The following is a 23,605-nucleotide window of genomic DNA, read 5'->3' as shown; positions in this document are numbered from 1 at the left end:
CCTCGGGGAAAGAAAAGAAGATGCGCCGGCAGCGGTGCGCTGCGGTCTTCAGTGCGCGCCGGCCGGGCCGCTCAGCTTCACGCCGAGCAGTTCGGCCACGCGCCGCAGGTCGTTGGCGTAGGTGACGCCCAAATCATTGTGGCCCCCCTGGTCGCTGCCTGCAAACAGCAGCCCGAACGCCCGCCCCTGCATGTCGAATATCACCGAGCCGCTGTCGCCGCCCGAGCTGAAGGGACGCCCTTGCTCGGCGCTGCTGATCTCCGTCTGGCGGTCGAAGCCCAGTTCGCCGCGCTCGTAGCTCACCACCACGTCGTCCACCTCGATGGCGCTGACCACGCCGCGCGTCAGGCCGGTGGTGCGCCCGAGCTTGAACACGGGCTCGCCCGGCTCGACCGGCGTCTCGCGCAGGCCGGCCCAGGCGGCCGGCGCGTCGGTCAGCAGCGTGGGCTCGAAGGGCACGTCGGGCTGCAGGGCGGCGATCGCCGCATCGACCTCGTTGTTCATGCCCGGCAGCAGGGCCACGTGGTCCAGCAGATGCGCCACCGCGTCGCTGCCCCGCCTGCCGCCGTCGTAGGCGCCGGGCTGCAGGATCGGGTCGCCCTGGCGGGCCTTGTTCTCGTTGGCCAGCACGTGGTTGTTGCTCAGGATCACCGCCTGCCCGCTCGCGCCGTGCGTGCCGAAGGCGCCCAGCGTGCCGGCCGTGACGTTGACGTGGCCGCAGGAGCAGCCGATGCGCAGCGGCCGCTGGCGCTGCTGGTACCACGGCCGCGTCGCCGCGGCCGCGCCGGGCGGCGCCCGCCGTGCCGCGCGGGCGCCCTTGAACACGGTGCCGATGTAGTCGATCTGCACGGCCGGGCCGGCGACGCGCTGGATGCCGGCCTGCAATGTCTCGTCCAGCGCGGCCGTGCGCCGCTGCAGACGCACCGCCAGCACGTAGGTGCCGGGCTCGGGGCCGCGGGCCAGGCCCAGCGCCACGCCGGGCCGCGCCTGCGTCAGCCGCCGCACGCCGACGGCGCGCACCGCGCGCGTCGCCAGCCACAGCTCGGCCAGGCGCGGGCGCACGATCTCCCGCGCCACCTGTTCCTTCAAGGCCCTTGCCGTCGCCAGATCCATGCCGCCCATGATGCGGGGATCGCAGGGCGGCGCTGTAAAGAGACGTACCGGCCGCGGGGCGGCCTCAGCTCAGGTGCCGGCCCAGGATGCCGGCCAGCTCGAACATCGTGGCGCTGGGCTTGTCGAACACCGCCTGCAGCCTGGCGTCGGCGCGGATGCTGCGCTTGTCCGCGGGGTCCTGCAGGCCGTGGGCCTTGATGTAGTCCCACAGCTTCTTGGTGGCCTCGGTGCGCAGCACCGGCTCGTCGCCGATCACGGCCGCCAGCGCCGCGCTGGGCTTCAGGCCCGAGCCGGCGGCCGCCTTGCGCGGCGCCTTCTTGGCGGCGGGCGCTTTCGCGGCGGCCTTGGCGGCCGGTGCCTTCTTTGCAGCGGCCTTCTTCGCCGCCGCAGGCGCGGCGCGGGCGAAGGTCTTGCGCGGCGGGAACTTGGATTCGCGCGGCTCGAACTCGAAGGTCACCTTGCCCTCGTCCTTGTTCCACGCCAGGAAGGCCTTGAAGGCGCGCCTCGTGCGCATGCTGACGAACTTGTCGAGCAGGTCGGTCTTGCCCTCGGCCAGCAGCTTGCGGATCTGCGCCTCGTCCACCGGCTGCTGCAGGATCACCTTGCCGGTCTTGAAGTCGCAGCTCGGCGTGGCGTGCTTCGGCGTGGGCACCGAGTGCTCGCACACGTAGTTGGCGCCCAGCTCGTACACGCCGCCGCCGCACTTGGGGCACGGCCCGTAGTTCGGCTGGCCGCCGAAGTCGATGATCTCGCCGGTCGCGGCCGGGTCGTCCTTGTCGTCGCCGAAGTCGAACTCCAGCTTGTAGTTCTTGTCCTCCTCGTTCCAGGCCAGGTCGATCTCGGCCACGAAGGGCCAGCCGGCCTTGGAGCGGAAGCCTTCCAGCGGGCCGATGTGCTTGGTCGCCACCAACTGCTCCGCCTCGGCGATCTCGAAGGTGCGGCCGGCCGGCGACTTGGTGAAGGAGAAGCCGCACGCGTCCGTGCCGCTGCCGCTCTTGCCGGTGCAGGCGTAGCGGCGGTAGTTCTCCTTCACGATGCCGCCGCAGTTGGGGCAGGGCGCCGCCAGCGTCGCGTAGTCGCCGGGCACGGTGTCGCGGTCGTACTCCTTGGCCTTCTTGACGATGTGCTGCGTCATCTCGGCGATCTCGCGCATGAAGGCGGCGCGGCTGAGCTGCCCCTTCTCCATCTGCGCGAGCTTGTATTCCCACTCGCCGGTCAGTTCGGGCCTGGAGAGTTCCTCCACCTGCAGCCCGCGCAGCAGCGTCATGAGCTGGAAGGCCTTGGCGGTGGGGATCAGCTCGCGGCCCTCGCGCAGCATGTACTTCTCGGTCAAGAGGCCTTCGATGATGGCCGCGCGCGTGGCCGGCGTGCCCAGGCCCTTCTCCTGCATCGCCTCGCGCAGCTCGTCGTCTTCCACGAACTTGCCGGCGCCTTCCATCGCGCCCAGCAGCGTGGCTTCGGAATAGCGCGCCGGCGGGCGCGTGCGCAGGCCCTTGGGCTCGACGGACTCGGCCAGCACCTGCTCGCCGGGCTTGACGGGCACCAGGTTCTTGCCGTCCTTCTCGTCGTCCTCGCTCACGGCCTCCTTGCCGTAGATGGCCATCCAGCCCGGCTTGACCAGCACCTTGCCGTCGGAGCGGAAGGCGTACTTCTTGCCCTCGCGCTCCACGGTGGAGATGCGCGTCGTCACCTGGAATTCCGCGCTCGGGAAGAACACCGAGAGGAAGCGCCGCACCACGAAGTCGTACAGCTTCTGCTCGGCGTCCGACAGGCCGCTGGGCGCCTGCAGCGTCGGGATGATGGCGAAGTGGTCCGACACCTTGGCGTTGTCGAACACGCGCTTCGTCGGCTTGACGTAGTTGCCGTCGATCGCCTGCTGCGCGAAGGGCGCCAGGTGCTTCATGCCGCTCGTGGCCAGCATGCCCATCGTCTGCTTGACCACCGGCAGGTAGTCCTCGGGCAGCGCGCGCGAATCGGTCCGCGGGTAGGTCAGCGCCTTGTGGCGCTCATAGAGCGACTGCGCCAGCGCGAGCGTGGTCTTGGCCGAGAAGCCGAAGCGGCTGTTGGCCTCGCGCTGCAGCGAGGTCAGGTCGAACAGCAGCGGCGAGGCCTGCGTGGTGGGCTTGCTTTCCTCGGTGACGGTGGCCGGCCGGCCGCGCGCCGCGTCGGCGATGGTGCGCGCCTCGGCTTCGCTCCACACGCGGTCGGCGCGCCATTCGGGGTCCGGGTCGCCGCTGGGCAGGAGGGGTGCGTTGGCCTTCTTCCAGGCCGGGTCGAACCACTTGCCCGGGTAGCTGCCGGCCTCGGCCAGGAAGCTGCCGTGGATCTCCCAGTAGTCGCGGCTGACGAACTTGCGGATCTGCTCCTCGCGCTCCACCACGATCGACAGCGTGGGCGTCTGCACGCGCCCCACGGTGGTGAGGAAGAAGCCGCCGTCGCGCGAGTTGAAGGCCGTCATCGCCCGCGTGCCGTTGATGCCCACCAGCCAGTCGGCCTCCGAGCGCGAGCGCGCCGCGTCGGCCAGGCCCTGCATCTGCTGCTCGCTGCGCAACTGCGCGAAGCCGTCGCGGATGGCCTGCGGCGTCATCGACTGCAGCCACAGGCGGCGCACCGGCTTGCCCAGCGGCTTGCCGCCGCCGGCGTACTGCTCGATCAGGCGGAAGATCAGCTCGCCCTCGCGCCCGGCGTCGCAGGCGTTCACCAGCTCGGTCACGTCCTTGCGCTTGGCCTGCCGCACCACCGCGTTCAGGCGGGTCTTGGTCTTGTCCACCGGCTTCAGGTCGAAGTGCGGCGGGATCACCGGCAGGTGCGTGAAGCTCCACTTGCCGCGCTTGACGTCGTACTGCTCCGGCGCCTGGATCTCCACCAGGTGGCCCACGGCGCTGGTCACCACGTACCGCTCGTTCTCGAAATGCTCGTCGTGCTTGTCGAACTTGCCGCTCACCGGCGTGAGCGCGCGCACGATGTCCTGCGCCACCGACGGCTTCTCAGCAATCACCAAAGTCTTCGTCATCAGGGGTCTCTCTATACTCGCGCCTCTCGCGCGCATGCACGCGCACACACATACGCACGTGCGTGCGCGCAGGTGCCTGTATTCAAGCTATCAGAACTCGGCGATGCCCAGCAAATCCCCCACCTCGCCGTCGGCTTCGCCCGCCCGGCGCATCCAGACGCGGCGCTCGGCCGTGCACGGCAACGGCGTGTTCGCCGTGCAGCCCATCGCCGAGGGCGAGCGCGTCATCGAATACAAGGGCGAGGTGATCTCCTGGAAGGAAGCCCTGCGCCGCCACCCGCACGACCCGGCGCAGCCCAACCACACCTTCTACTTCCACATCGACGACGAGCGTGTGATCGACGGCGGCGTCAAGGGCAACGCGGCGCGCTGGATCAACCACTCCTGCGACCCGAACTGCATCGCCGACGAGGACGGCGGGCGCGTGTTCATCAAGGCGCTGCGCAACATCGAGGCCGGCGAGGAGCTGAGCTACGACTACGGCCTGATCATCGACGAGCCCTACACGCCCAAGCTGCTGGCCGAGTTCCCCTGCTGGTGCGGCGCTGCCGCCTGCCGCGGCACGCTGCTCGCGCCGAAGGACGACGACGAGGACGGCGCGAAAAAGAAGAAGAAGAAGAAAAAGAAGAAGGCCAAGGCCAAGGACAAGAAGAAAAAGGCCGGGAAGAAGGACGGGAAGAAGGACGGGAAGAAGGCCCGCAAGGCAGAGGCTGCCGGGTGAGCGCGGCGGCCCTGTCCTCGCTGTCCGCGCAACTGGCGGCGCTGCTGCCCGGCCTGGCGGTGGAGCGGGTGGACGAGATCGCCTCCACCAACACCGAACTCATGGGCCGCGCGCGCGCCGGCGACACCTCGCCGGTGCTGCTGGTCGCCGCGCGCCAGACGGCCGGCCGCGGCCGCGTCGGGCGCGGCTGGGACAGCGCCCCCGGCGATTCGCTCACCTTCTCGCTGTCCCTGCCGCTGGCGCCGGCCGACTGGTCCGGCCTGTCGCTGGCCGTGGGCGTGAGCGTGGCCGAGTCGCTGGACGCCGACGGCGCCGCCCGCGTGCAGCTGAAGTGGCCCAACGACCTGTGGCGCCAGGACCGCAAGCTCGGCGGCATCCTCATCGAGACGGCCGGCGCGCCGGGGGGCGCCCCCGCCGGTACCGCGCGGCAGGTCGTCATCGGCATCGGCCTGAACCTGGCCGGGCGGCCGGCCGAGGGCCTGCGCACGGCGCCGGCCGCCGTGCGCGAGTGGTGGCCGGGTGCCGGGCCGGACGCCGTGCTGGCGCGCATCGCGCCCGTGCTGGTGGCCGAGGTGCTGCGCTTCGAGCGCGCGGGCTTCGCGCCGGTGGCGCCCCGCTTCGCGGTCCGCGACGCGCTGCGCGGGCGCGAGGTGGTGCTCAGCGACGGCACCGCCGGCCTGTGCGAAGGCGTGGGCGCGGGCGGCGAGCTGCTCGTGCGCACGGCCGCCGGCGTGCAGGCCGTGACCAGCGCCGAGGTGAGCGCCCGGCCGCGCGGCATGCCGCCGGCAGGCGGCCCGACTTCCTAGAATGGACCATCCTCGTCATCGGGTGCCGAATGATGAAAGCTTCTCTCGACCTGCAATCCAAGAAGGCGCATTTCGCCCGAATGAGGCGGTCCAACTACGCGGCCAGCCTGCGACTGGAGGGCTTTGACACAACGCCTGCCGATGGTCAGCGTCCGCTTCCCACGCGCGAGGCGGTGCTGAAGCAGGCGGGCGTTCGGCGGCGCGCCAAGGATTGATCCTGGACAAGTACGGTACGGGCCCCGATCCCTACTGCGATCCGCAGTCCGGCGTGCTGCGCAACCGCCTGGGCCTGCAGGACGAAGCCGCGTTGGCGGCGGCCGAACGGGCGTTGTCTTCCATTGCTGCAAGCAGGATCGAGTTCGCACCGCCACCCTATGATCTGCACGCCCTCCAGGCCTTGCATCGCCAGCTGTTCGGGGACGTCTACGACTGGGCGGGCGAATTGCGGACGGTGGATATCTCCAAATCGGGAACGCGGTTCTGCCATGTATCCCGCATCGCGGTGGAGGCCGCCAAGATATTCGGCGCATTGGCCGGCAAGAACTGGCTGGAAGGTCTGGCGCGGCCGGCGCTGGTCCGGGAATGTGCCGTCGCCTATGGCGATCTGAACATGGTCCATCCTTTCCGGGAAGGCAACGGGCGCGCCCTGCGCCTGCTGTTCGAGCAGATCGTGATCAATGCGGGTCATGCGATCGACTGGTGGCAGGTGAGGCCCGAAGCTTGGCTGCAGGCCAACGTGGACGCCGTGGTGTGCGACTACGAGCGCATGGAAGCCGTCTTCGACCGCTGCATCGGCGCCCCTCTGTCGGAGTGACAATCCGCCCCCATGCTGCTGCGCCTGCTGCTCGCCGTGCTGGTCCTCGCCAACCTGGGCTACTGGTGGTGGTCGCGCGGCGACGACCCGGCGGCGCAGGAGCGCGAGCCGCATCGCCTGCAGCAGCAGGTGCGGCCGGAGGTGCTGCAGCTCGGCCGCCCGGGCGCGCCGGACGTGCCGGCCCCGCCTGCGCCTGTCGCCGCGCCCGAGGCCGCCCCGGCACCGCCCGCGCCCGTCGCGCCGCAGTAGCCGGGCGGCGCCTCGGCGCCCTACGCCGTTTCCTGCGAGGTATCGAAGCGCACCGTCACCCGCGTGCCCGGCGGCTGCATGCCCGGATGCGCGTCCTCCAGCGTGATGGTGGCGCGGTGCTGGCCGGCGATCTCGCGCACGATCGGCAGGCCCAGGCCGGAGCCGTCGGCCTCGTTGCCCAGCACGCGGTAGAAGGGCTCGAACACCAGGTCGCGCTCGGCCTCCGCGATGCCCGGGCCGGTGTCCTCCACCTGCAGCAGCAGCACGTGGCCGAAGGGGTCGGCCAGCACGCGCGCGGTGATCACGCCCTGCCGCTCGGGGCTGGAGGGCGTGTAGTTGATGGCGTTGTCCAGCAGGTTGCGGATCAGCTCGCGCAGCAGCGTGGCGTTGCCCAGCACCTCCACGCCGCGGGTGCCGGGCTCGGCGCCGTCGTAGCCCAGGTCCAGCGCGCGGTCCATGGCGCGGGGGACCGCCTCGCGCACCACCTCCATGGTCAGGCGCGCCATGTCGCAGGGCTGGCGCGCCAGCGCGCCGCTGCCGCCCTCGGCACGCGCCAGCGCCAGCAGCTGGTTGACGGTGTGGGTGGCGCGGATGCTGGAGCGCCCGATCTGCTTGAGCGACTGCTTGAGCGCCTGCGCGTCGGCCGCCTCACGCAGCGCCAGGTCGGCCTGCATGCGCAGCCCGGCCAGCGGCGTCTTGAGCTGGTGCGCGGCATCGGCCAGGAAGCGCTTCTGCGTGTTGATGGAGTCGGCCAGCTTGCCCAGCAGCACGTTCAGCGCCGACACCAGCGGCGCCACCTCCAGCGGCACGGTGGTCTCGTCGATGGGGCTCAGGTCGTCGGGGCGGCGCTCGCGGATGCGCTCCTCCACCACCGACAGCGGCTTGATGCCGCGCGCCAGCGCGATCCACAGCAGCATCACCGCCAGCGGCAGCAGCGCGAACTGCGGCAGCAGCACGCCGGTGGTGATCTCGCCCGCATGCACGGCCTGGCGGCGGCGCGTCTCGGCCAGCTGCACCACCAGCGCGCGGCCCTTGCCGGCGGCGGGGCCGGCGCCGTCGTCGGGGCGCGGCGGCTCGGTGGCGGGCAGCGGCTCCGGCGCGTTGCCCTCGCCCAGCACGATGCGCGGCGGCCCGTTGAAGGCCGGCTGCCCGGGGCGGCCCAGGGGCACCCGCAGCTGGGCGATGCGCACCTCCTGGCCGCCCAGCAGGCCGTCGGTGATGTAGACGGTGCCGGGCGCCGCGGCGTCGCTCAGCGGCGGCGGCAGGTCGGCATGGCCGGCGACGTGGCGGCCGGCCTCGTCGACCACCTGGTACCAGGCCTGGTCGTGCTCGCTGCCGCGCAGCAGCGCCATCAGCGCCGGCGTGGGCGCGAAGGCGCGCTCCTGCTGCTGCGCCGTCACCGCCTCCTGCGCCAGCACGCGCACGCCGTGCGCCAGCGCCCGGTCGTAGGGCGCGTTGGCGATGCCGCGGGCCACCAGCCAGGTCACGCCGATGGACAGCAGCACGATCAGCAGCGCCGGCGCCAGCAGGGAGTCGAGGATCTCGCCGAACAGCGAGTTCTGCGCGCGCTGGAAGAGCTTCATGGGCGGGCCCCGGCCCGGGGGGCGGGGTGGGCGGCCGTGTCGGGGTTCAAGGCGAGGCGGGGATCTTTTCGAGGCAGTAGCCCAGCCCGCGCACCGTGGCGATGCGGATGGGGCCCTTCTCGATCTTCTTGCGCAGGCGGTGGATGTAGACCTCGATGGCGTTCAGGCTCACTTCCTCGCCCCACTCGCACAGGCGCTCGACCAACTGGTCCTTGCTGACCAGGCGCCCGGCGCGCTGCAGCAGCACCTCGAGCAGGCCCAGCTCGCGCGCCGACAACTCCACCATGCGCCCGTCGATGCTGGCCACGCGCCCGGCCTGGTCGTACACCAGCGGGCCGTGCTTGATGGTGCTGCTGGTGGCGCCCATGCCGCGGCGGGTGAGGGCGCGCACCCGCGCCTCCAGCTCCTGCAGCGAGAAGGGCTTGGCCATGTAGTCGTCGGCGCCGAAGTCCAGGCCCTGCACCCGCTCCTCCACGCTGTCGGCGGCGGTGAGGATCAGCACCGGCAGCGCCGAGCCGCGCCCGCGCAGGCGCTTGAGCACCTCCAGCCCGTGCAGGCGCGGCAGGCCCAGGTCGAGGATCAGCAGGTCGAACTCGTCGGTGGCCAGCAGGGCGGCGTCGGCCTCGGCGCCGCTGGCCACGTGGTCCACCGCCGCGCCGGAGCTGCGCAGCGTGCGCAGCAGGCCATCGGCCAGCACGTGATCGTCTTCGGCGATGAGGATGCGCATGGAAGGCTCGCTGGCGGTGAGGATGCCGAAAATTCTAGGAGCCGCAATACGCTTCCAGTCCGAGGGCAACCACGGTGGCGACCTCCTCGCCCACGCCGGCGCGGAACTCCGCCTCGGCCTGCGCCACCGAGCGGCGGAAGGCCTCCAGCCAGGCCAGTCCGTCGGCGGTGAAGACCACGCGCCGCGCCCGCGCGTCCAGCGGGTCGGGTCCGCGCGTGACCAGGCCCCAGGCCTCGCACTGGTCCACCAGCGCGCCCATCGCCTGCTTGCTCATGCCCGCCGCCTCGGCCAGTTCCGTCAGGCGCGAGCCGCCGCGCGCCAGGTGCCGGGTGATGTGGATGTGCGCCGCGCTCACCTGCTGGCGCGCCGCCAGGTTCGACAGCGCCAGCGGCACCTCCGCGTCGTGCGCCATCAGCTCGAGCACGCGCGCGTCGAAGCGCCGCATCGCCTCGCCCAGCAGCCGGCCCAGGTGGGTCTGGCGCCAGGCGTCCTGATCGTCCTGCATGTCTCGATAGTAAGTCAGACTGACCAAAAACAGGCTTTACGAAAAAGTATCGACCCCTACACTACTGGTCAAGCATCCAGCCTGTCATCAACCACAGCGGGTGCAGTCCGAGTTTCAACCCGTTGTTCTTCAAGGAGATGTTCATGGATGCCGTCGTCAAGGGAGCCAAGGTGGCCAGTGGTGCAGACAGCGAGAAGGCCAAGGCCCTGCAGGCCGCGCTGGCCCAGATCGAGAAGCAGTTCGGCAAGGGCACGATCATGCGCCTGGGCGAGGGCGAGGCCATCGAGGACATCCAGACCGTCTCCACCGGCTCGCTGGGCCTGGACATCGCGCTGGGCGTCGGCGGCCTGCCGCGCGGCCGGGTGGTCGAGATCTACGGCCCGGAAAGCTCCGGCAAGACCACGCTCACGCTGCAGGTGATCGCCAACATGCAGAAGCAGGGCGGCACCTGCGCCTTCGTCGACGCCGAGCACGCGCTGGACACGCAGTACGCCCAGAAGCTCGGCGTGAACCTGCAGGACCTGCTCATCAGCCAGCCCGACACCGGCGAGCAGGCCCTCGAAATCACCGACTCGCTGGTGCGCTCCGGCGCCGTGGACCTGATCGTGATCGACTCGGTCGCCGCGCTCACGCCCAAGGCCGAAATCGAGGGCGAGATGGGCGACTCGCTGCCCGGCCTGCAGGCGCGCCTGATGAGCCAGGCGCTGCGCAAGCTCACGGCGACGATCAAGAAGACCAACTGCATGGTCATCTTCATCAACCAGATCCGCATGAAGATCGGCGTGATGTTCGGCAGCCCCGAGACCACCACCGGCGGCAACGCGCTGAAGTTCTACGCCTCCGTGCGCCTGGACATCCGCCGCATCGGCACCATCAAGAAGGGCGACGAGGCGATCGGCAACGAAACCAAGGTGAAGGTGGTGAAGAACAAGGTCTCGCCGCCGTTCAAGACGGCCGAGTTCGACATCCTCTTCGGCGAGGGCATCAGCCGCGAGGGCGAGATCATCGACATGGGCGTCAACGCCCGCATCGTCGACAAGTCCGGCGCCTGGTACGCCTACAACGGCGAGAAGATCGGCCAGGGCCGCGACAACGCGCGCGAGTTCCTGCGCGAGAACCCGGATCTGGCGTTGGAAATTGAGAACAAGGTGCGGGAATCGCTGGGCATCCCGCTGCGGCCGGCCGGCGCGGCGGCGGGCGAGGAAGCCTGAGTCCCGCTGCGGGCCGATGGGCTTCCAGGCACCGTCGCTCAAGGGCCGCGCGCTGCGCCTGCTGAGCCAGCGCGAGCACTCGCGCGCCGAGCTGGAGCGCAAGCTCGCGGTGCACGAGGACGAGCCCGGCACGCTGGCCCAGGCGCTCGACGAGCTGCAGGCGCGCGGCTTCATCGACGAGGGGCGCGTCGTGCAGTCGGTGCTGCACCAGCGCGCCGCCCGCCTGGGCGCGGCCCGGGTGCGGCAGGAACTGCAGGCCAAGGGCATCGGTACCCAGGCCGTCGCCGAGGCGGTGGACGGACTCCAGGCCACGGAGTTCGAGCGTGCCCGGCAGGTCTGGCAGCGGCGCTTCGGCGGCGTGCTGCCGCGCGACGCGGCCGAGCGCGCGCGCCAGGCCCGCTTCCTGATGGGGCGGGGCTTCGCCGGCGCCGTGGTGGCGCGGGTGCTGCGGCACGATCCGGACGACGTGGCCTGAACTCCGGCGGCAGGCCGTGCCCTGCTTCCTATACTCCCGGCCGTTTTCAACAAGCGGGCAGGGAGGACGACATGGACAAGTTCTGCAGGAAGCGGGCGGGCGCGGCGCCCGGCTCGTCGGCCCGGCGCATCCGCGCCGCGCAACGCCGCCACGGCTGACGGCGCATGGCCCGCGACACGACCGCCGCGCCCGCATCGGCATGGCGCACCGGCGCCCGGGCGGGTGCCACCTTCGTCTGGCACACCGTCCAGGGCCTGGCCCTCGCCTTCCTCCTGGGCGGCGGGGCGTTCTTCTTCTATCTCACCCGGCTGAGCGGCCCCGGCATGCCGGCGGCCCGGGCCGGCGGTGCGGGCGCGGTGGTGGCGCTGCTGTTCTCGCCGCCGACGCTGGTGGCGCTGCTGCTGGTTCTGTTCATCGGGGTGTACGCACACATCGGCATCGCCTACGCACGGGGCCGCGCGCTGCAGCGGGTGGTGTCGGCGCACGGCGACGCGGTGGCCGCGCGGGCCGCAGACGCCATCGCCGGCCGCATCGAGGCCATGCCGCGCACGCACGGCGCCCTGCAGCGCACGGCCGACTGGCTGTCGGTGGACGCCCTGAGCCAGCAATTGGCACCAGTGCTCGGCCAGGGCCGGATGCCGCGCATGCTGGCCGGCTTCCTCATCGCGCGGCTGCCGCTGTCGGACCTGCTGGCCGATTGGCAGGCCGGGCGCGCCGCAGCGGATACATCGGCCGCCGAGGCGGGGCAGGACCCGGCGCTGCGGGCCCTGATCGGGCGCCGCGTGGGCGAGGCCCTGCACGACATGGCCGAGCCGTCGCGCCGACCGCTGCTGCTCGCCCTGGCGGCGCATGCGGTGCTGCTGGCCGTGGGCCTGTGGCTGACCGCCTGAACCGGCCGCTGAAAGGCGCTAGCCGCCTTCCGGCGCTGCGTGCTTCTTCAGCAGGACGCCGATCAGCTCCTCGATGACGCGCTGCTGCTCGGCGCTCAGCCGCGCGAAGTCGGCCGCCAGCCGGGCCGCGCGCTCCGGTCCATAAGGCACCGGCAGCGCTTCCGAGGCCGTGGGTGGCGGTGCGGCGCCGCTGGGCGCGAGCGGCTGCGGCTCGCCGAAGCGCAGCCATTGCGCCGACACTTCGAGCCAGTGCGCCAGGGCCTGCAGGTTGTCCTGCGCCGGGATCGCCTCGCCCTGCAGCCACTTGCGGGTCGCGTGCGCCGTCACCGGCTGGCCTGCGCTGCGCCGGTTGAACTCGCGCGCCAGCGCGGTGGCGCCCAGCATCCTCCAGCCCGCGCGGTCCAGCGAGGCGCGCAGGCGCCGGCTGAAGGCATCGCGTTCCTGGGCGGCAGTCATCCCGGCGATGGTTCCGGTATTGCCACTGAAAGTCAGTCGTCAAAAATTGACTTTCGGTTCAGTGACTCCCAGAATCTGCGCGCGCCTCGGGCGCCAGCCAGGGAAGGCAGAGAAAGGGAGCATGGGTTCAGGGTGGAGTGAACGCCTGCCGGGACATGGCGCGCCGGCTGCCGCAGGCGCTGTGCCGGCGAGGCGCCGCGGCTGACCTGTCCCGCCAGCGATCCGCCCATGGAAGCCTGGGACTGCCTGCTGCTCTTGTCCCTGTCGGCCTGGCGCCGCCTCGACGGGTTCTATGGCCTGATGCGGGATCTCGGGGCGGCCGGCTGTGCGCTGACGGTGGCGGCGGGCTGGCTGATGAACCGCTGGGGCCTGCGGCTGACGGCGCGCGATCCATGGGCCCTGGCTGTCCTGGGGCGCGCCGGCCGTACAGGCCCCCTGGCGGCAGAGAGGCCGCGGCGGCTGCTCGGCCGGCTGCTGCAGATCGGCGGGACGGCCCTGACGTCGATCGCCATGCTGGCGCTGGCGCGCAGCATGGCGTACTGACCGAACGGCCGCCGCGGCGCGGCGGGCCTCAGAGGCCCAGCATCAGTTCCAGGTTCTGCACCGCCGCGCCGCTCGCGCCCTTGCCCAGGTTGTCCAGGCGGGCGATCACCACGGCATGCCGGTGGTCCTCGTTCGGAAAGACGCGGATCTCCAGCGTGTTGGTGTCGTTCAGCGCCAGCGGGTCGAGCTTGCCGTCCTCCGTGGGCGGCAGCACCTTCACGTACTGCGCCGGGGTGTTGCTCTTCGCGTAGTGCGCGGCCAGCGCGTCGTGCAGGTCGGCCGCCTGCGGTTTGCCGGGCAGCGCATCGAGATGCAGCGGCAGGTTGACCAGCATGCCCTGCCGGAAATTGCCCACCGAGGGAATGAACACCGGCCGCGTCGCCAGGCCGGTGTAGTTCATGATCTCGGGGATGTGCTTGTGCTTCAGCCCCAGCGCGTAGGTCTCGAACGGCGGCGCGGCGCCGGCCTCGTAGGCCTCGATCATGGTGCGCCCGCCGCCCGAGTAGCCGCTCACCGAGGGCAGCGCGATGGGCAGGTCCGCCGGCAGCAGCCCGGCGTCGACCAGCGGCCGCACGATGGCGATGGCGCCGGTGGCGTAGCAGCCGGGGTTGGCCACCCGGTCGGCGGCCTGCACCGCCTCGGCCTGGCCGGCCGCCAGTTCGGGAAAGCCGTAGACCCAGCCCGGCGCCACGCGGTGCGCGGTGGAGGCATCGATGATGCGCGGCCTGCGCTCACCCAGCCCGTCGATCAGCGCCACCGACTCGCGCGCCGCGTCGTCGTGCAGGCACAGGATGACCAGATCGACGCCGGCCATCAGGTCGCGCTTGGCGGAGGCGTCCTTGCGCAACTCGGGCGCGATGCTCACGAGTTCGATCTGCGGCATCAGCGCGAGCCGCTCGCGGATCTGCAGGCCGGTGGTGCCGGCCTCGCCGTCGATGAAGACCTTGGGCATGGTGCGAAGCCTCTGACTCGGGGAAGGGTGCGGTGTCCGCGCGACACGCGGAAACTACGTATTGACCACATGGGCGGCCCAGAGGGCGCGCGGCTCCCCATGATACAGTCGATGATTGCTCCGCCGCCCCAGCCGGCAGGCTGCCGTCGCCCGCGGACAACAGCACTTCCAACTCCGTTTCGAGAGACTCCTTCCATGAAGATTCACGAGTACCAGGGCAAGGAAATCCTTGCCAAGTTCGGCGTGCCTGTGCCCCGCGGCATCCCCGCCTTCACCGTGCAGGAGGCCGTCGAGGCCGCCCAGAAGCTCGGCGGACCGGTGTGGGTCGTCAAGGCGCAGATCCATGCCGGCGGCCGTGGCAAGGGCGGCGGCGTCAAGGTCGCCAAGACCATCGACGACGTCAAGGCCCGCGCCACCGACATCCTCGGCATGCAGCTGGTCACGCACCAGACCGGCCCCGAGGGCCAGAAGGTGCGCCGCCTGTACATCGAGGAAGGCGCCGACATCCAGAAGGAGTACTACCTCTCCGTCGTGACCGACCGCGCCACGCAGAAGGTGGCCTTCATCGCCTCCAGCGAAGGCGGCATGGACATCGAGGAAGTGGCCCACAGCACGCCCGAGAAGATCGTCAAGGTCTTCGTCGATCCGCTGGTCGGCTTCACCGACGCGCAGGGCAAGGAACTGGCCAAGGGCATCGCCCTGCCGGCCGACTCCGAGGCGCAGTTCGTCGACGTGTGCAAGAAGCTCTACACCTGCTACATGGAGACGGACGCCTCGCTGGTCGAGATCAACCCGCTCAACCGCGACAGCAAGGGCAACATCATCGCGCTGGACGCCAAGTTCAACTTCGACGCCAACGCGCTGTTCCGCCATCCGGAGATCGTCGCCCTGCGCGACCTGGATGAAGAGGACCCGGCCGAGATCGAGGCCAGCAAGTTCGACCTGGCCTACATCAGCCTGGACGGCAACATCGGCTGCCTGGTCAACGGCGCCGGCCTGGCGATGGCGACCATGGACACCATCAAGCTGTTCGGCGGCGAGCCGGCCAACTTCCTCGACGTGGGCGGCGGCGCCACCCCCGAGAAGGTGACCGAGGCCTTCAAGATCATGCTCAAGAACCCCAAGGTCAAGGGCATCCTGGTCAACATCTTCGGCGGCATCATGAAGTGCGACACCATCGCCACCGGCGTCATCACCGCGAGCAAGGCGGTGCAGCTGTCGGTGCCGCTGGTCGTGCGCATGAAGGGCACCAACGAGGAACTGGGCAAGAAGATGCTGGCCGAGTCGGGCCTGCCCATCATCAGTGCCGACACCATGGCCGAAGCGGCCACCAAGATCGTCGAAGCCGTCAAGTAAGGAACCGCAAGCCATGTCGATCTACATCAACAAGGACACCAAGGTCATCACCCAGGGCATCACGGGCAAGACCGGCCAGTTCCACACCGAGAAGTGCCAGGAATACGCCAACGGCAAGAACTGCTTCGTGGCCGGCGTGAACCCGAAGAAGGCCGGCGAGTCGATCTTCAACATCCCGATCTACGCGTCGGTGAAGGAAGCCGCCCAGCAGACGGGCGCCACCGTGAGCGTGATCTACGTGCCGCCGGCCGGCGCCGCCGCCGCCATCTGGGAAGCGGTGGAAGCCGACCTGGACCTGGCCATCTGCATCACCGAAGGCATCCCGGTCAAGGACATGCTCGAAGTGCGCAACCGGATGAAGGCCAAGGAAGCCAAGGGCGGCAAGAAGACGCTGCTGCTCGGCCCCAACTGCCCCGGCCTGATCACGCCCGACGAGATCAAGATCGGCATCATGCCCGGCCACATCCACAAGAAGGGCCGCGTCGGCGTGGTCAGCCGCTCCGGCACGCTGACCTATGAAGCCGTGGCGCAGCTCACCGAGCTGGGCATCGGCCAGTCGAGCGCCGTGGGCATCGGCGGCGACCCGATCAACGGCCTGAAGCACATCGACGTGATGCAGGCCTTCAACGACGACCCCGAGACCGACGCCGTCATCATGATCGGCGAGATCGGCGGCCCCGACGAGGCCGACGCCGCCCGCTGGTGCAAGGACAACATGAAGAAGCCCGTGGTCGGCTTCATCGCCGGCGTCACCGCGCCTCCGGGCAAGCGCATGGGCCACGCCGGCGCGCTCATCAGCGGCGGCGCCGACACGGCCGATGCCAAGCTCGCCATCATGGAAGAGTGCGGCTTCAAGGTCACGCGCAACCCGTCGGAGATGGGCAAGCTGCTCAAGTCGCTGATCTGATCCGCGTCGCACACGACGCGAAACACCTCAAGCCACATAAACGAAAGGGCGCCCGCGATGACCGTTGCGGGCGCCCTTTCCATTCATAACAACGTGGAGATATCAACATGGAATTGCTGCAAAGCGCCGACTTCTGGATCGGTCTGGTCAAGATCGTCTGGATCAACATCATCCTGTCCGGCGACAACGCCGTCGTCATCGCCCTGGCCGCCCGCGCCCTGCCGCCCGAGCAGCAGAAGAAGGCCATCCTGTTCGGCTCCGGCGCGGCCGTGGTGCTGCGGGTGGTGCTCACCATCGTCGCGGCCAAGCTGCTCGCGCTGCCCTACCTGGAGATCGTCGGCGGCCTGCTGCTGCTGTGGATCGGCGTGCAGCTGCTGGGCGACGAGGACGAGGAAGGCGGCGAGGGCAAGGAAGTCGGCGGCATGATGGCGGCCGTGCGCACCATCCTGATTGCCGACCTGGTCATGAGCCTGGACAACGTCATCGCCGTCGCCGCTGCCGCGCAGGGCAGCATGGTGCTGCTGGTGCTGGGCCTGGCCATCAGCATCCCGCTGGTGGTCTTCGGCAGCACGCTCATGATCAAGCTGATGGAGCGCTTCCCCATCATCGTCATGCTCGGCGCCGCCCTCATCGGCTGGGTGGGCGGCGAGACCATCGCCAGCGACGTCTCGCTGCACGAGGTGGTCGCGGCCCAGCCCTGGCTGCTGCATGCCGCCGCCGCCGCCGGCGCCGTGCTCGTGGTGCTGGTCGGCAAGTGGATGAATCGGCGATCATCCGCGTCTCCTGCCTGAGCGCCTGATACCCTGTCCGCTCCATGCCCCCTGCCGCCGATGCGCCCGCCCGCCCTGTGCCCCTCGCCTGGGAATTCGCGGCGCTGACGGATGCGGGGAAAGTGAGGGCCAACAACGAAGACGCCATCGCCTTCGACCCGGCCCTCGGCCTGGCCGTGCTGGCCGACGGCATGGGCGGCTACAACGGCGGCGAGGTGGCCAGCGGCATGGCCATCGCGCTGCTGCAGGCCAGCTTCGGCCGCTGGCTGGCGCATGCCGGCCACGCGGCGCCGGTGCGCACCATGCGGCGCGCCCTGCAGGCCAGCACCGACGAGGCCAACCGCGCGATCTACGAGGCCAGCGCCGGCAACGAGCAGCTGCGCGGCATGGGCACCACCCTGGTGGTCGCCGCCTTCGGCCCGGGGCGGGTGCTGGTCGGCCACATCGGCGACTCGCGCTGCTACCGGCTGCGGCGCGGGCAGCTCCAGCTGCTCACCCGCGACCACTCGCTGCTGCAGGCGCAACTCGACGCGGGCGCCATCACCCCCGAGCAGGCCGCCGTGTCGCCGCACCGCAACCTCGTCACCCGCGCCCTCGGCATCGAGCCGCAGGTCGAGCTGGAGATGAACGAGCACCCGGCCGAGCCCGACGACCTTTTCCTGCTGTGCTCCGACGGCCTGAGCGAGATGGTTCCGGACGCGCAGCTTTTCACACTTTTGTTACAAGATATCGCGTTGGCCCAGAAAGCAACACTTTTGGTTTCAATAGCCAATGAAAATGGAGGCCGGGACAACGTCTCCGTCGTGCTGGCCCGCGCCAACCCGGTGGCATTGGCAGCGTAGCGCGCCGTGAGTGGACGGACTCCCCCCACGCCGGGGTGGCGCAGAACAACAATCTCGCGTTCAGGAGATCGGCCATGCCGAAACTGGTGGTTGCCATTGACGGAGTCGTCCTCAAGGAGGTGTCGCTCGCCAAGGAGCGCACCACGCTCGGCCGTCGGCCGTACAACGACATCGTCATCGACAATCTCGCCGTCAGCGGCGAGCACGCCGTGCTGCACATGATCGGCAACGATGTCTACCTCGAAGACCTCAACAGCACCAACGGCACCTACGTCAACGCGCGCGCCATCCGCAGGCAGGCCCTGGAGCACAACGACGTCATCGAGGTCGGCAAGTACAAGATCCGCTACCTGGCCGTCAACGGCGGCCCGGCCGGCGCCGAGCCGCCCCGGCCGGCAGCCGCCGGCCTGGTGCCGGCCACCGCGCCCGTCCCGCTGTCGGTCGGCGTCACCGCGCCCATGCCGCTGGGCGGCCTCGGCGCCCAGGCCGTCATCCGCGTGCTCAGCGGCTCCGGCGCCGGGCGCGAGGTCTCGCTGCAGAAGGTCGTCACCACCATCGGCAAGCCCGGCGTGGCGGTGGCCGCCATCACCCGGCGCCTGCACGGCTACGTCGTCGCGCCCGTCGACGGCGGCACCACGCTCAACGGCGAGGCGCTCGGCACCGAAGCCGTCGCCCTGCAGGACGGCGACGTGCTCGAACTGGGCGGCACGCGCATGCAGTTCGTCCACGGCTGACGCCTGCCGATGAGGCTGCTGGCCGGCCACGGGCCGCGCGTGGCGGCCACCCTGGTCCCCGTCCTGCTGGCGCTGCTGCACGTGGCCGGCGTGTGGCGCCTGCCCCTGCTGGACCGGCTCGACGCCTGGATTTACGACGCGCGCGTGCGCGCCACCATGCCCGGCACGCCCGACCCGCGCATCGTCATCGTCGACATCGACGACGCCAGCCTCCAGCGCGTCGGCCAGTGGCCCTGGCGCCGCGACCTGCTGGCCCGCCTGGCCACCGAACTCACCGGCCGCCAGCGCGTGGCCGCCCTCGGCTTCGACATCATGTTCACCGAGCCCGACCGCAAGGCCGGCGAGGAACTGCTGCGCGAACTGCGCACGCTGCCGGCCGCCGCAGCCGATGCCGGCCTGCGCACCGAGATCGACCGCCTGGCCGCCGCGCAGGACCACGACGCTGCCTTCGCCCGCGCGCTGGCCGGCCCGCCCGCGGTGCTGGGCTTCTATTTCACGCCCGCCGGCGCCGCACCGTCGGCCGGGCGGCTGCCCGTGCCCGTGCTGCCTCCGCAGGCCGATGCACAGGAAGCGGCCGGCATCGCCCGCTGGCACAGCTTCGGCGCCAGCATCCCCGTGCTGGCCGAGGCGGCGCCGGCCGGTTTTCTCAACTTCTTCGTCGACGAAGACGACGACGGCGTCGTGCGCGCCGTGCCGATGCTGGCGCGCTACGCCGGCGCCGGCGGCGCAGCCGGCTACTACGAATCGCTCGCCCTGGCCGTCTACCGGCGCGCCGTGCAGGCGCCGGCGCCGGTGCTGCGCTTCTCGGCCGGCGCTTCCGGCGCGCGGCTCGCATCGCTCGTGCTCGCCCCGGCGGCGGGCGACGCCCTCGCGTTGCCCGTCGACCCGAGCGCCAGCATGCTCGTGCCCTACCGCGGCGCGGCCGGCCCGCGCGGCGGCGCCTTCCGCTACGTCTCTGCCGCCGACGTGCTGGACGGTCGGCTGGCGCCGGGCGAACTGGCCGGCCGCATCGCGCTCGTCGGCGCCTCCGCCCCCGGCCTGCAGGACCTGCGCACCACGCCGGTCGGCGCCGGCTACCCCGGCGTCGAGATCCACGCCAGCGTCGTCTCCGGCCTGCTGGACCGGCGCTTCCTTTCCGTGCCGGCCGATGTGCACGGCTACGAGGCCGCGCTCGTCCTGCTGCTGGGCGCCGGCCTGGCCGTGGGCCTGACCCTGCTGCCCGCGCTGCCCGCCGCCGGCCTGGCTGCGCTGGCCGCCGCCGCCGTGCTCGGCGCCAGCCACCTGCTGCACCTGCGCCACGGGCTGGTGATGCCGCAGGCCGCGGCGCTGGCCATGATCGCCCTGGCCTTCACCCTCAACATGGCCTGGGGCTACTTCGTCGAGGCGCGCGCCCGGCGCGGCCTGGCCCGGCTGTTCGGCACCTACGTGCCGCCCCAGCTCGTCACCCGCATGCTGAGCAACCCGGGCCGCTACGGCATGCACGCCGAGAGCAAGGAACTCACCGTGCTCTTCTGCGACATGCGCGGCTTCACCTCCATGGCCGAGCACATGGCGCCGGCCGAGTTGCAGGCCCTGCTCAACCGCGTCTTCAGCCGGCTCACCGAAGTCATCGGCCGCCATGACGGCACCGTCGACAAGTACATGGGCGACTGCGTCATGGCCTTCTGGGGCGCCCCCGTCGAGCAGCCCGACCACGCTGCCCTGGCCGTGGCCGCGGCGCTGGAGATGGCCGCCGCCGTGCAGGCCCTCGACGCCGAGCACCGTGCCGCCGGCCTGCCCGGCATCAGCGTCGGCATCGGCCTGAACACCGGCGTCATGAGCGTGGGCGACATGGGCTCCGCCCGGCGCCGCAGCTACACCGTCATCGGCGACGCGGTCAACCTCGCCGCGCGCCTGGAAGGTCTGGGCGAGCACTACGGCGTCGAGATCGTGGCCGGCGAGCGCACCCGTGAACTGGCTGGCGCTTACTTGTGGCAGGAGCTCGACCGCGTCAAGGTCAAGGGCAAGGAGCGCGGCGTCGGCATCTTCACCCCCCTGGCCCCGGGCGCTGCCGCTGCTGCTCCCGCCCTGGCCGACGAACTGCGCCAGTGGCAGGCCGTGCTGCACGCCTACGAGGCGCGCCGCTGGAGCGAGGCCGAGGAACTGCTGCGCCCCCTGCGCGCGGCGCATGAGAAAAAAGTCCTTTACCGGGCTTATGCTGACCGCTTAGCCTCCATCCGCTTGCAGCCTCCCGACACCGACTGGGACGGGGCCACCCGCTTCGAGCGCAAGTGAAGCCCCTTCCCGCCCCCGCCACACCCGTCCACACACTTTCATGCAGGTCCGCGTACTGGGGTGCTCCGGCGCCATTGCCAAGGGGTGCCGCACCACCTCCTTCCTGGTCGACGGCGACCTGCTCGTCGATGCCGGCACCGGCGTGGGCGACCTCACCCTGGACGAAATGGCCGGCATCGACGACGTCGTGCTCACCCATTCGCACCTCGACCACGTCGCCGCCCTGCCGCTGATGATCGACGCCGTGGCCAGCCGCCGCCGCGGCCCGTTGCGCGTGCACGCCCTGCGCGCCACCATCGAGGCCCTGCGCGCCCATGTCTTCAACAACGTCATCTGGCCCGATTTCGGCCGCATCCCCAGCCAGGAAGCGCCTTTCGTCAGCTTTCACGACTTCGCCGTCGGCCAGACCCTGCGCCTGGGCAGCCGCAGCCTGAAGGACATCGAGGTCCTGCCCGCCGTGCACACCGTGCCCGCCTGCGGCTTCGCCGTGCGCCCCGCCGCCGGCGGCCGGCACTGGGTCTACAGCGGCGACACCGAGCGCAACGCTCCCTTCTGGGAGCGCGTGAACGCCCTGGACGTCGCCGCCCTCGTCATCGAGACCGCCTTCAGCGACCGCGAAATGGCCCTGGCCCAGCGCAGCCTGCACCTGTCGCCCTCGTCGCTGGCGGCCGAGCTGGCGCACATCTCCCCCCACAGCGACTACCCCATCTACATCACCCACACCAAGCCGGCCGAGACGGAGGAGATCATGAGCCAGATCAACCGCCTGGCCGGCACCGCCACGCTGCGGCGGCCGGCCCACAAGGATGACCGGGTCATCCAGTGGCTGCGGGCGGATGAGGTGCTGACGCTCTGATTGCCCTCGAGGCGGCGCGGAGGGGCAGCCCCGACGCAGCACCCTATAATCACTCTCAACGGAGTTTTTAACGGGTGTTGTCGCCCTGATGGGAGACTTCAATGTGAATACCCTCGTCCCCCTGCCGGTGGAGCGAGCCGTCCGCAAGCTCGGCGGCGACATCTCCCTGGCGCGTCGGCGCCGCCATATCTCCCAGGCCTCGCTGGCCGAACGCATGGGTGCATCCGTGTCCACCGTGCGCCGCATGGAAAAAGGCGACATGCGGGTGCCCATCCACTTCTATGCCCGCGCCCTGCACGTCTTCGGCGAAATCCAGGCCCTGGAGAAGCTGCTGGACACGCCCCAGGACGACATTGGCCTGATGCTGATGGATGAGCAGGTGCCCAAGCGCGTGCGCAGCAGCAAGCGCGATGGCCGTTCGGGGGCGCTGTGATGGCCGGCGCTGCGCCAGTGGTTCGCCGCCAGGTCCAGGTCTGCATCGGCAAGGCAGGGATGCTGGTCGGCTCGCTTGCCTATGCCCGGCAAGGCCGCCGCGAGCACTGCGCCTTCGCCTACGACGCGGACTGGCTGGCCCAGCAGGCACGCTTCAATGTCTCTGCCGATCTGCGACTGCTGCCGGGCCATCAGCCGCACAAGGCGGCATCGCCGCACGACTCGGTGTTTCACGGCGCCATCGCCGATACAGCGCCGGACGCCTGGGGTCGGCGCGTCATCGCGCGCGACCACGCCAGACTGCGCAAGGCGGATCCACGGCTGCCCGCCCTCTGCGAACTGGACTACCTGCTTGCGGTCGACGATTTCAGCCGCGTTGGCGCGTTGCGCTTGCGGGACCCGGACGGACCATGGCACCGCACGACGTTCGAGGGCCGGCGCAGCACGCCCCCGCTGATCGAGCTGGAGCGCATCTACCAGGCCAGCCGCGCCGTCGAGCGCGGACAGGAGACGGCCGAAGACTTGCGCTACCTGCAAGGCAAGGGCACTTCGCTCGGCGGCATGCGGCCCAAGTGCACCGTGGTAGATGAAGACGGCTGGCTCGCCATCGGCAAGTTTCCAAGTGTCGGCGACACGCGCAGCGTCACCCGCGGTGAAGTCCTTGCGCTGAAGCTGGCCGCCCGGGCGGGCATCGACGCCGCGACTGCGCGAGCCGTGTCCCTGGCGGGCACGCCGGTGGCCGTCATTCGCCGCTTCGACCGCGATGGCGCCGAGGGCCGCATTCCCTACCAGTCGGCCGCATCCCTGCTGCAGGCTTCCCGCGAGGAAGACCGCAGCTACACGGAGATCGCCGACGCCATCCGCGCCCACGGCGAATCGCCCACCCGCGACGTACGCCAACTCTGGCGCCGCCTGGTGTTCAACCTCCTGATCACCAACGTGGACGACCACCTGCAGAACCACGGCTTTCTGCATGTCAGGCACGGGTTGTGGCGGCTGGCCCCGGCCTTCGACATCAACCCCTTTCCAGACAAGGAGCGGGAATCGAAAACCTGGCTGTCCGAGCAGGACGGTCCGATCACCGACGTGCAGATGCTGCTGGCCCGCGCAGCCTATTTCTCGCTGAGCCCGAAGCAGGCCCTGGCCGTTCTGGGTGAGGTGCATGCCGCGGTGGCGGACTGGCGGCGCGCGGCACTCGATTCCGAGGTTGGCCTGTCGCCGGCCGAGTTGAGCGAATTCGCACCCGCCTTCGAGCATGACCAGATGAAGGCGGCCGCTGCGCTGCTGGGGCGGTGAGCAGCCTGCGCCCATATGAATGAAAAACCGAAGTGGACGCGATTGCTACGAAAACATTGCATTTCTGCAGAATGAAAGCA

At 70.6% G+C, this 23,605-nt stretch carries 25 protein-coding genes; 18 read left to right on the top strand and 7 right to left on the bottom strand.

Annotated features, from left to right (window positions below):
- Positions 1–48: 48 nt before the first annotated feature.
- Complete coding sequence (locus tag Q392_RS11000) at positions 49–1,122, bottom strand: trypsin-like peptidase domain-containing protein (protein WP_157007906.1); 1,074 nt, start codon at positions 1,120–1,122, stop codon at positions 49–51.
- 55 nt (positions 1,123–1,177) lie between these two features.
- Positions 1,178–4,126, bottom strand: coding sequence for a DNA topoisomerase III (locus tag Q392_RS10995; RefSeq protein ID WP_038206454.1), 2,949 nt, complete (start codon positions 4,124–4,126; stop codon positions 1,178–1,180).
- A 103-nt stretch (positions 4,127–4,229) separates the two neighbouring features.
- Between Q392_RS10995 and Q392_RS10990 the strand changes: the two genes are divergently transcribed.
- Genes Q392_RS10990 through Q392_RS31285 form a run of 5 tightly spaced genes read left to right on the top strand, consistent with a single transcriptional unit; the run spans position 4,230 to position 6,716 of the window.
- Positions 4,230–4,847, top strand: a complete 618-nt coding sequence (locus Q392_RS10990; RefSeq protein ID WP_038206451.1) for an SET domain-containing protein — start codon at positions 4,230–4,232, stop codon at positions 4,845–4,847.
- Positions 4,844–5,653, top strand: coding sequence for a biotin--[acetyl-CoA-carboxylase] ligase (locus tag Q392_RS10985; protein ID WP_051953282.1), 810 nt, complete (start codon positions 4,844–4,846; stop codon positions 5,651–5,653). The genes Q392_RS10990 and Q392_RS10985 overlap by 4 nt, the downstream gene beginning before the upstream one ends.
- 29 nt (positions 5,654–5,682) lie before the next feature.
- Positions 5,683–5,868 carry a YhfG family protein gene (locus tag Q392_RS31885; protein WP_425425176.1) on the top strand — a complete coding sequence of 62 codons (186 nt, stop codon included), beginning with the start codon at positions 5,683–5,685 and terminating at the stop codon, positions 5,866–5,868.
- Positions 5,865–6,467, top strand: coding sequence for a Fic/DOC family protein (locus Q392_RS10980; RefSeq protein WP_245610696.1), 603 nt, complete (start codon positions 5,865–5,867; stop codon positions 6,465–6,467). The genes Q392_RS31885 and Q392_RS10980 overlap by 4 nt, the downstream gene beginning before the upstream one ends.
- Positions 6,468–6,479: 12 nt before the next feature.
- Positions 6,480–6,716, top strand: a complete 237-nt coding sequence (locus Q392_RS31285; protein WP_051953280.1) for a hypothetical protein — start codon at positions 6,480–6,482, stop codon at positions 6,714–6,716.
- A 20-nt stretch (positions 6,717–6,736) separates the two neighbouring features.
- Here Q392_RS31285 and Q392_RS10970 read toward each other — a convergent pair whose 3' ends face one another.
- Genes Q392_RS10970 through Q392_RS10960 form a run of 3 tightly spaced genes read right to left on the bottom strand, consistent with a single transcriptional unit; the run spans position 6,737 to position 9,531 of the window.
- Entirely contained in the window at positions 6,737–8,299 is a 1,563-nt protein-coding gene (locus Q392_RS10970; protein WP_038206448.1) for a sensor histidine kinase, read from the bottom strand.
- 46 nt (positions 8,300–8,345) lie between these two features.
- On the bottom strand, positions 8,346–9,026 hold the full coding sequence (locus Q392_RS10965) for a response regulator (protein WP_038206445.1): 681 nt from the start codon (positions 9,024–9,026) through the stop codon (positions 8,346–8,348).
- 34 nt (positions 9,027–9,060) lie between these two features.
- A complete protein-coding gene (locus tag Q392_RS10960; protein ID WP_038206442.1) occupies positions 9,061–9,531 on the bottom strand; it encodes a MarR family winged helix-turn-helix transcriptional regulator in 471 nt (156 codons plus the stop codon).
- Positions 9,532–9,674: 143 nt separating this feature from the next.
- Here Q392_RS10960 and recA point away from each other — a divergent pair, with 143 nt between their 5' ends.
- From recA to Q392_RS10945, 3 genes are all read left to right on the top strand, one after another.
- Positions 9,675–10,742, top strand: coding sequence for a recombinase RecA (gene recA, locus Q392_RS10955; protein ID WP_038206592.1), 1,068 nt, complete (start codon positions 9,675–9,677; stop codon positions 10,740–10,742).
- 16 nt (positions 10,743–10,758) lie between these two features.
- Positions 10,759–11,217, top strand: a complete 459-nt coding sequence (recX, locus tag Q392_RS10950) for a recombination regulator RecX (protein WP_038206441.1) — start codon at positions 10,759–10,761, stop codon at positions 11,215–11,217.
- A 164-nt stretch (positions 11,218–11,381) separates the two neighbouring features.
- A complete protein-coding gene (locus Q392_RS10945) occupies positions 11,382–12,107 on the top strand; it encodes a hypothetical protein (RefSeq protein ID WP_038206439.1) in 726 nt (241 codons plus the stop codon).
- An 18-nt stretch (positions 12,108–12,125) separates the two neighbouring features.
- On the opposite strand, the gene Q392_RS10940 is transcribed toward Q392_RS10945, so the two are convergent.
- Positions 12,126–12,563 carry a hypothetical protein gene (locus tag Q392_RS10940; RefSeq protein ID WP_038206437.1) on the bottom strand — a complete coding sequence of 146 codons (438 nt, stop codon included), beginning with the start codon at positions 12,561–12,563 and terminating at the stop codon, positions 12,126–12,128.
- 228 nt (positions 12,564–12,791) lie between these two features.
- Between Q392_RS10940 and Q392_RS10935 the strand changes: the two genes are divergently transcribed.
- Positions 12,792–13,106: a hypothetical protein gene (locus Q392_RS10935; protein WP_038206435.1), complete on the top strand. Its 315-nt coding sequence runs from the start codon at positions 12,792–12,794 to the stop codon at positions 13,104–13,106.
- Positions 13,107–13,134: 28 nt separating this feature from the next.
- Here Q392_RS10935 and argC read toward each other — a convergent pair whose 3' ends face one another.
- Positions 13,135–14,058, bottom strand: coding sequence for an N-acetyl-gamma-glutamyl-phosphate reductase (gene argC / locus Q392_RS10930; protein ID WP_038206433.1), 924 nt, complete (start codon positions 14,056–14,058; stop codon positions 13,135–13,137).
- Positions 14,059–14,253: 195 nt separating this feature from the next.
- On the opposite strand from argC, the gene sucC reads away from it, so the two are divergent.
- The 9 genes from sucC to Q392_RS10885 all read left to right on the top strand — a co-directional run bounded on the left by sucC (position 14,254) and on the right by Q392_RS10885 (position 23,525).
- Positions 14,254–15,414, top strand: coding sequence for an ADP-forming succinate--CoA ligase subunit beta (gene sucC / locus Q392_RS10925; protein ID WP_038206432.1), 1,161 nt, complete (start codon positions 14,254–14,256; stop codon positions 15,412–15,414).
- A 13-nt stretch (positions 15,415–15,427) separates the two neighbouring features.
- On the top strand, positions 15,428–16,321 hold the full coding sequence (gene sucD, locus Q392_RS10920) for a succinate--CoA ligase subunit alpha (protein ID WP_038206431.1): 894 nt from the start codon (positions 15,428–15,430) through the stop codon (positions 16,319–16,321).
- A gap of 107 nt (positions 16,322–16,428) precedes the next feature.
- Positions 16,429–17,112: a TerC family protein gene (locus Q392_RS10915; protein ID WP_038206429.1), complete on the top strand. Its 684-nt coding sequence runs from the start codon at positions 16,429–16,431 to the stop codon at positions 17,110–17,112.
- 23 nt (positions 17,113–17,135) lie between these two features.
- Complete coding sequence (locus tag Q392_RS10910) at positions 17,136–17,933, top strand: Stp1/IreP family PP2C-type Ser/Thr phosphatase (protein ID WP_051953278.1); 798 nt, start codon at positions 17,136–17,138, stop codon at positions 17,931–17,933.
- 74 nt (positions 17,934–18,007) lie between these two features.
- The gene (locus Q392_RS10905) at positions 18,008–18,667 is read left to right on the top strand and encodes an FHA domain-containing protein (protein WP_038206414.1); all 660 of its coding nucleotides are present in this window, start codon (positions 18,008–18,010) and stop codon (positions 18,665–18,667) included.
- Between the two features lie 9 nt (positions 18,668–18,676).
- Positions 18,677–20,941 carry a CHASE2 domain-containing protein gene (locus Q392_RS10900; RefSeq protein WP_038206411.1) on the top strand — a complete coding sequence of 755 codons (2,265 nt, stop codon included), beginning with the start codon at positions 18,677–18,679 and terminating at the stop codon, positions 20,939–20,941.
- Positions 20,942–20,981: 40 nt separating this feature from the next.
- Positions 20,982–21,797: an MBL fold metallo-hydrolase gene (locus Q392_RS10895; protein ID WP_038206404.1), complete on the top strand. Its 816-nt coding sequence runs from the start codon at positions 20,982–20,984 to the stop codon at positions 21,795–21,797.
- Positions 21,798–21,900: 103 nt separating this feature from the next.
- Complete coding sequence (locus Q392_RS10890; RefSeq protein WP_245610695.1) at positions 21,901–22,230, top strand: helix-turn-helix domain-containing protein; 330 nt, start codon at positions 21,901–21,903, stop codon at positions 22,228–22,230.
- Entirely contained in the window at positions 22,230–23,525 is a 1,296-nt protein-coding gene (locus Q392_RS10885) for a type II toxin-antitoxin system HipA family toxin (protein ID WP_038206401.1), read from the top strand. Before Q392_RS10890 ends, Q392_RS10885 begins: the two co-directional genes overlap by 1 nt.
- Positions 23,526–23,605 lie beyond the last annotated feature (80 nt).

Origin of the sequence: Xenophilus azovorans DSM 13620, assembly GCF_000745855.1 — a bacterium.
GTDB lineage: Bacteria > Pseudomonadota > Gammaproteobacteria > Burkholderiales > Burkholderiaceae_C > Xenophilus > Xenophilus azovorans.
This window is presented reverse-complemented; position numbering and strand designations above follow the sequence as displayed.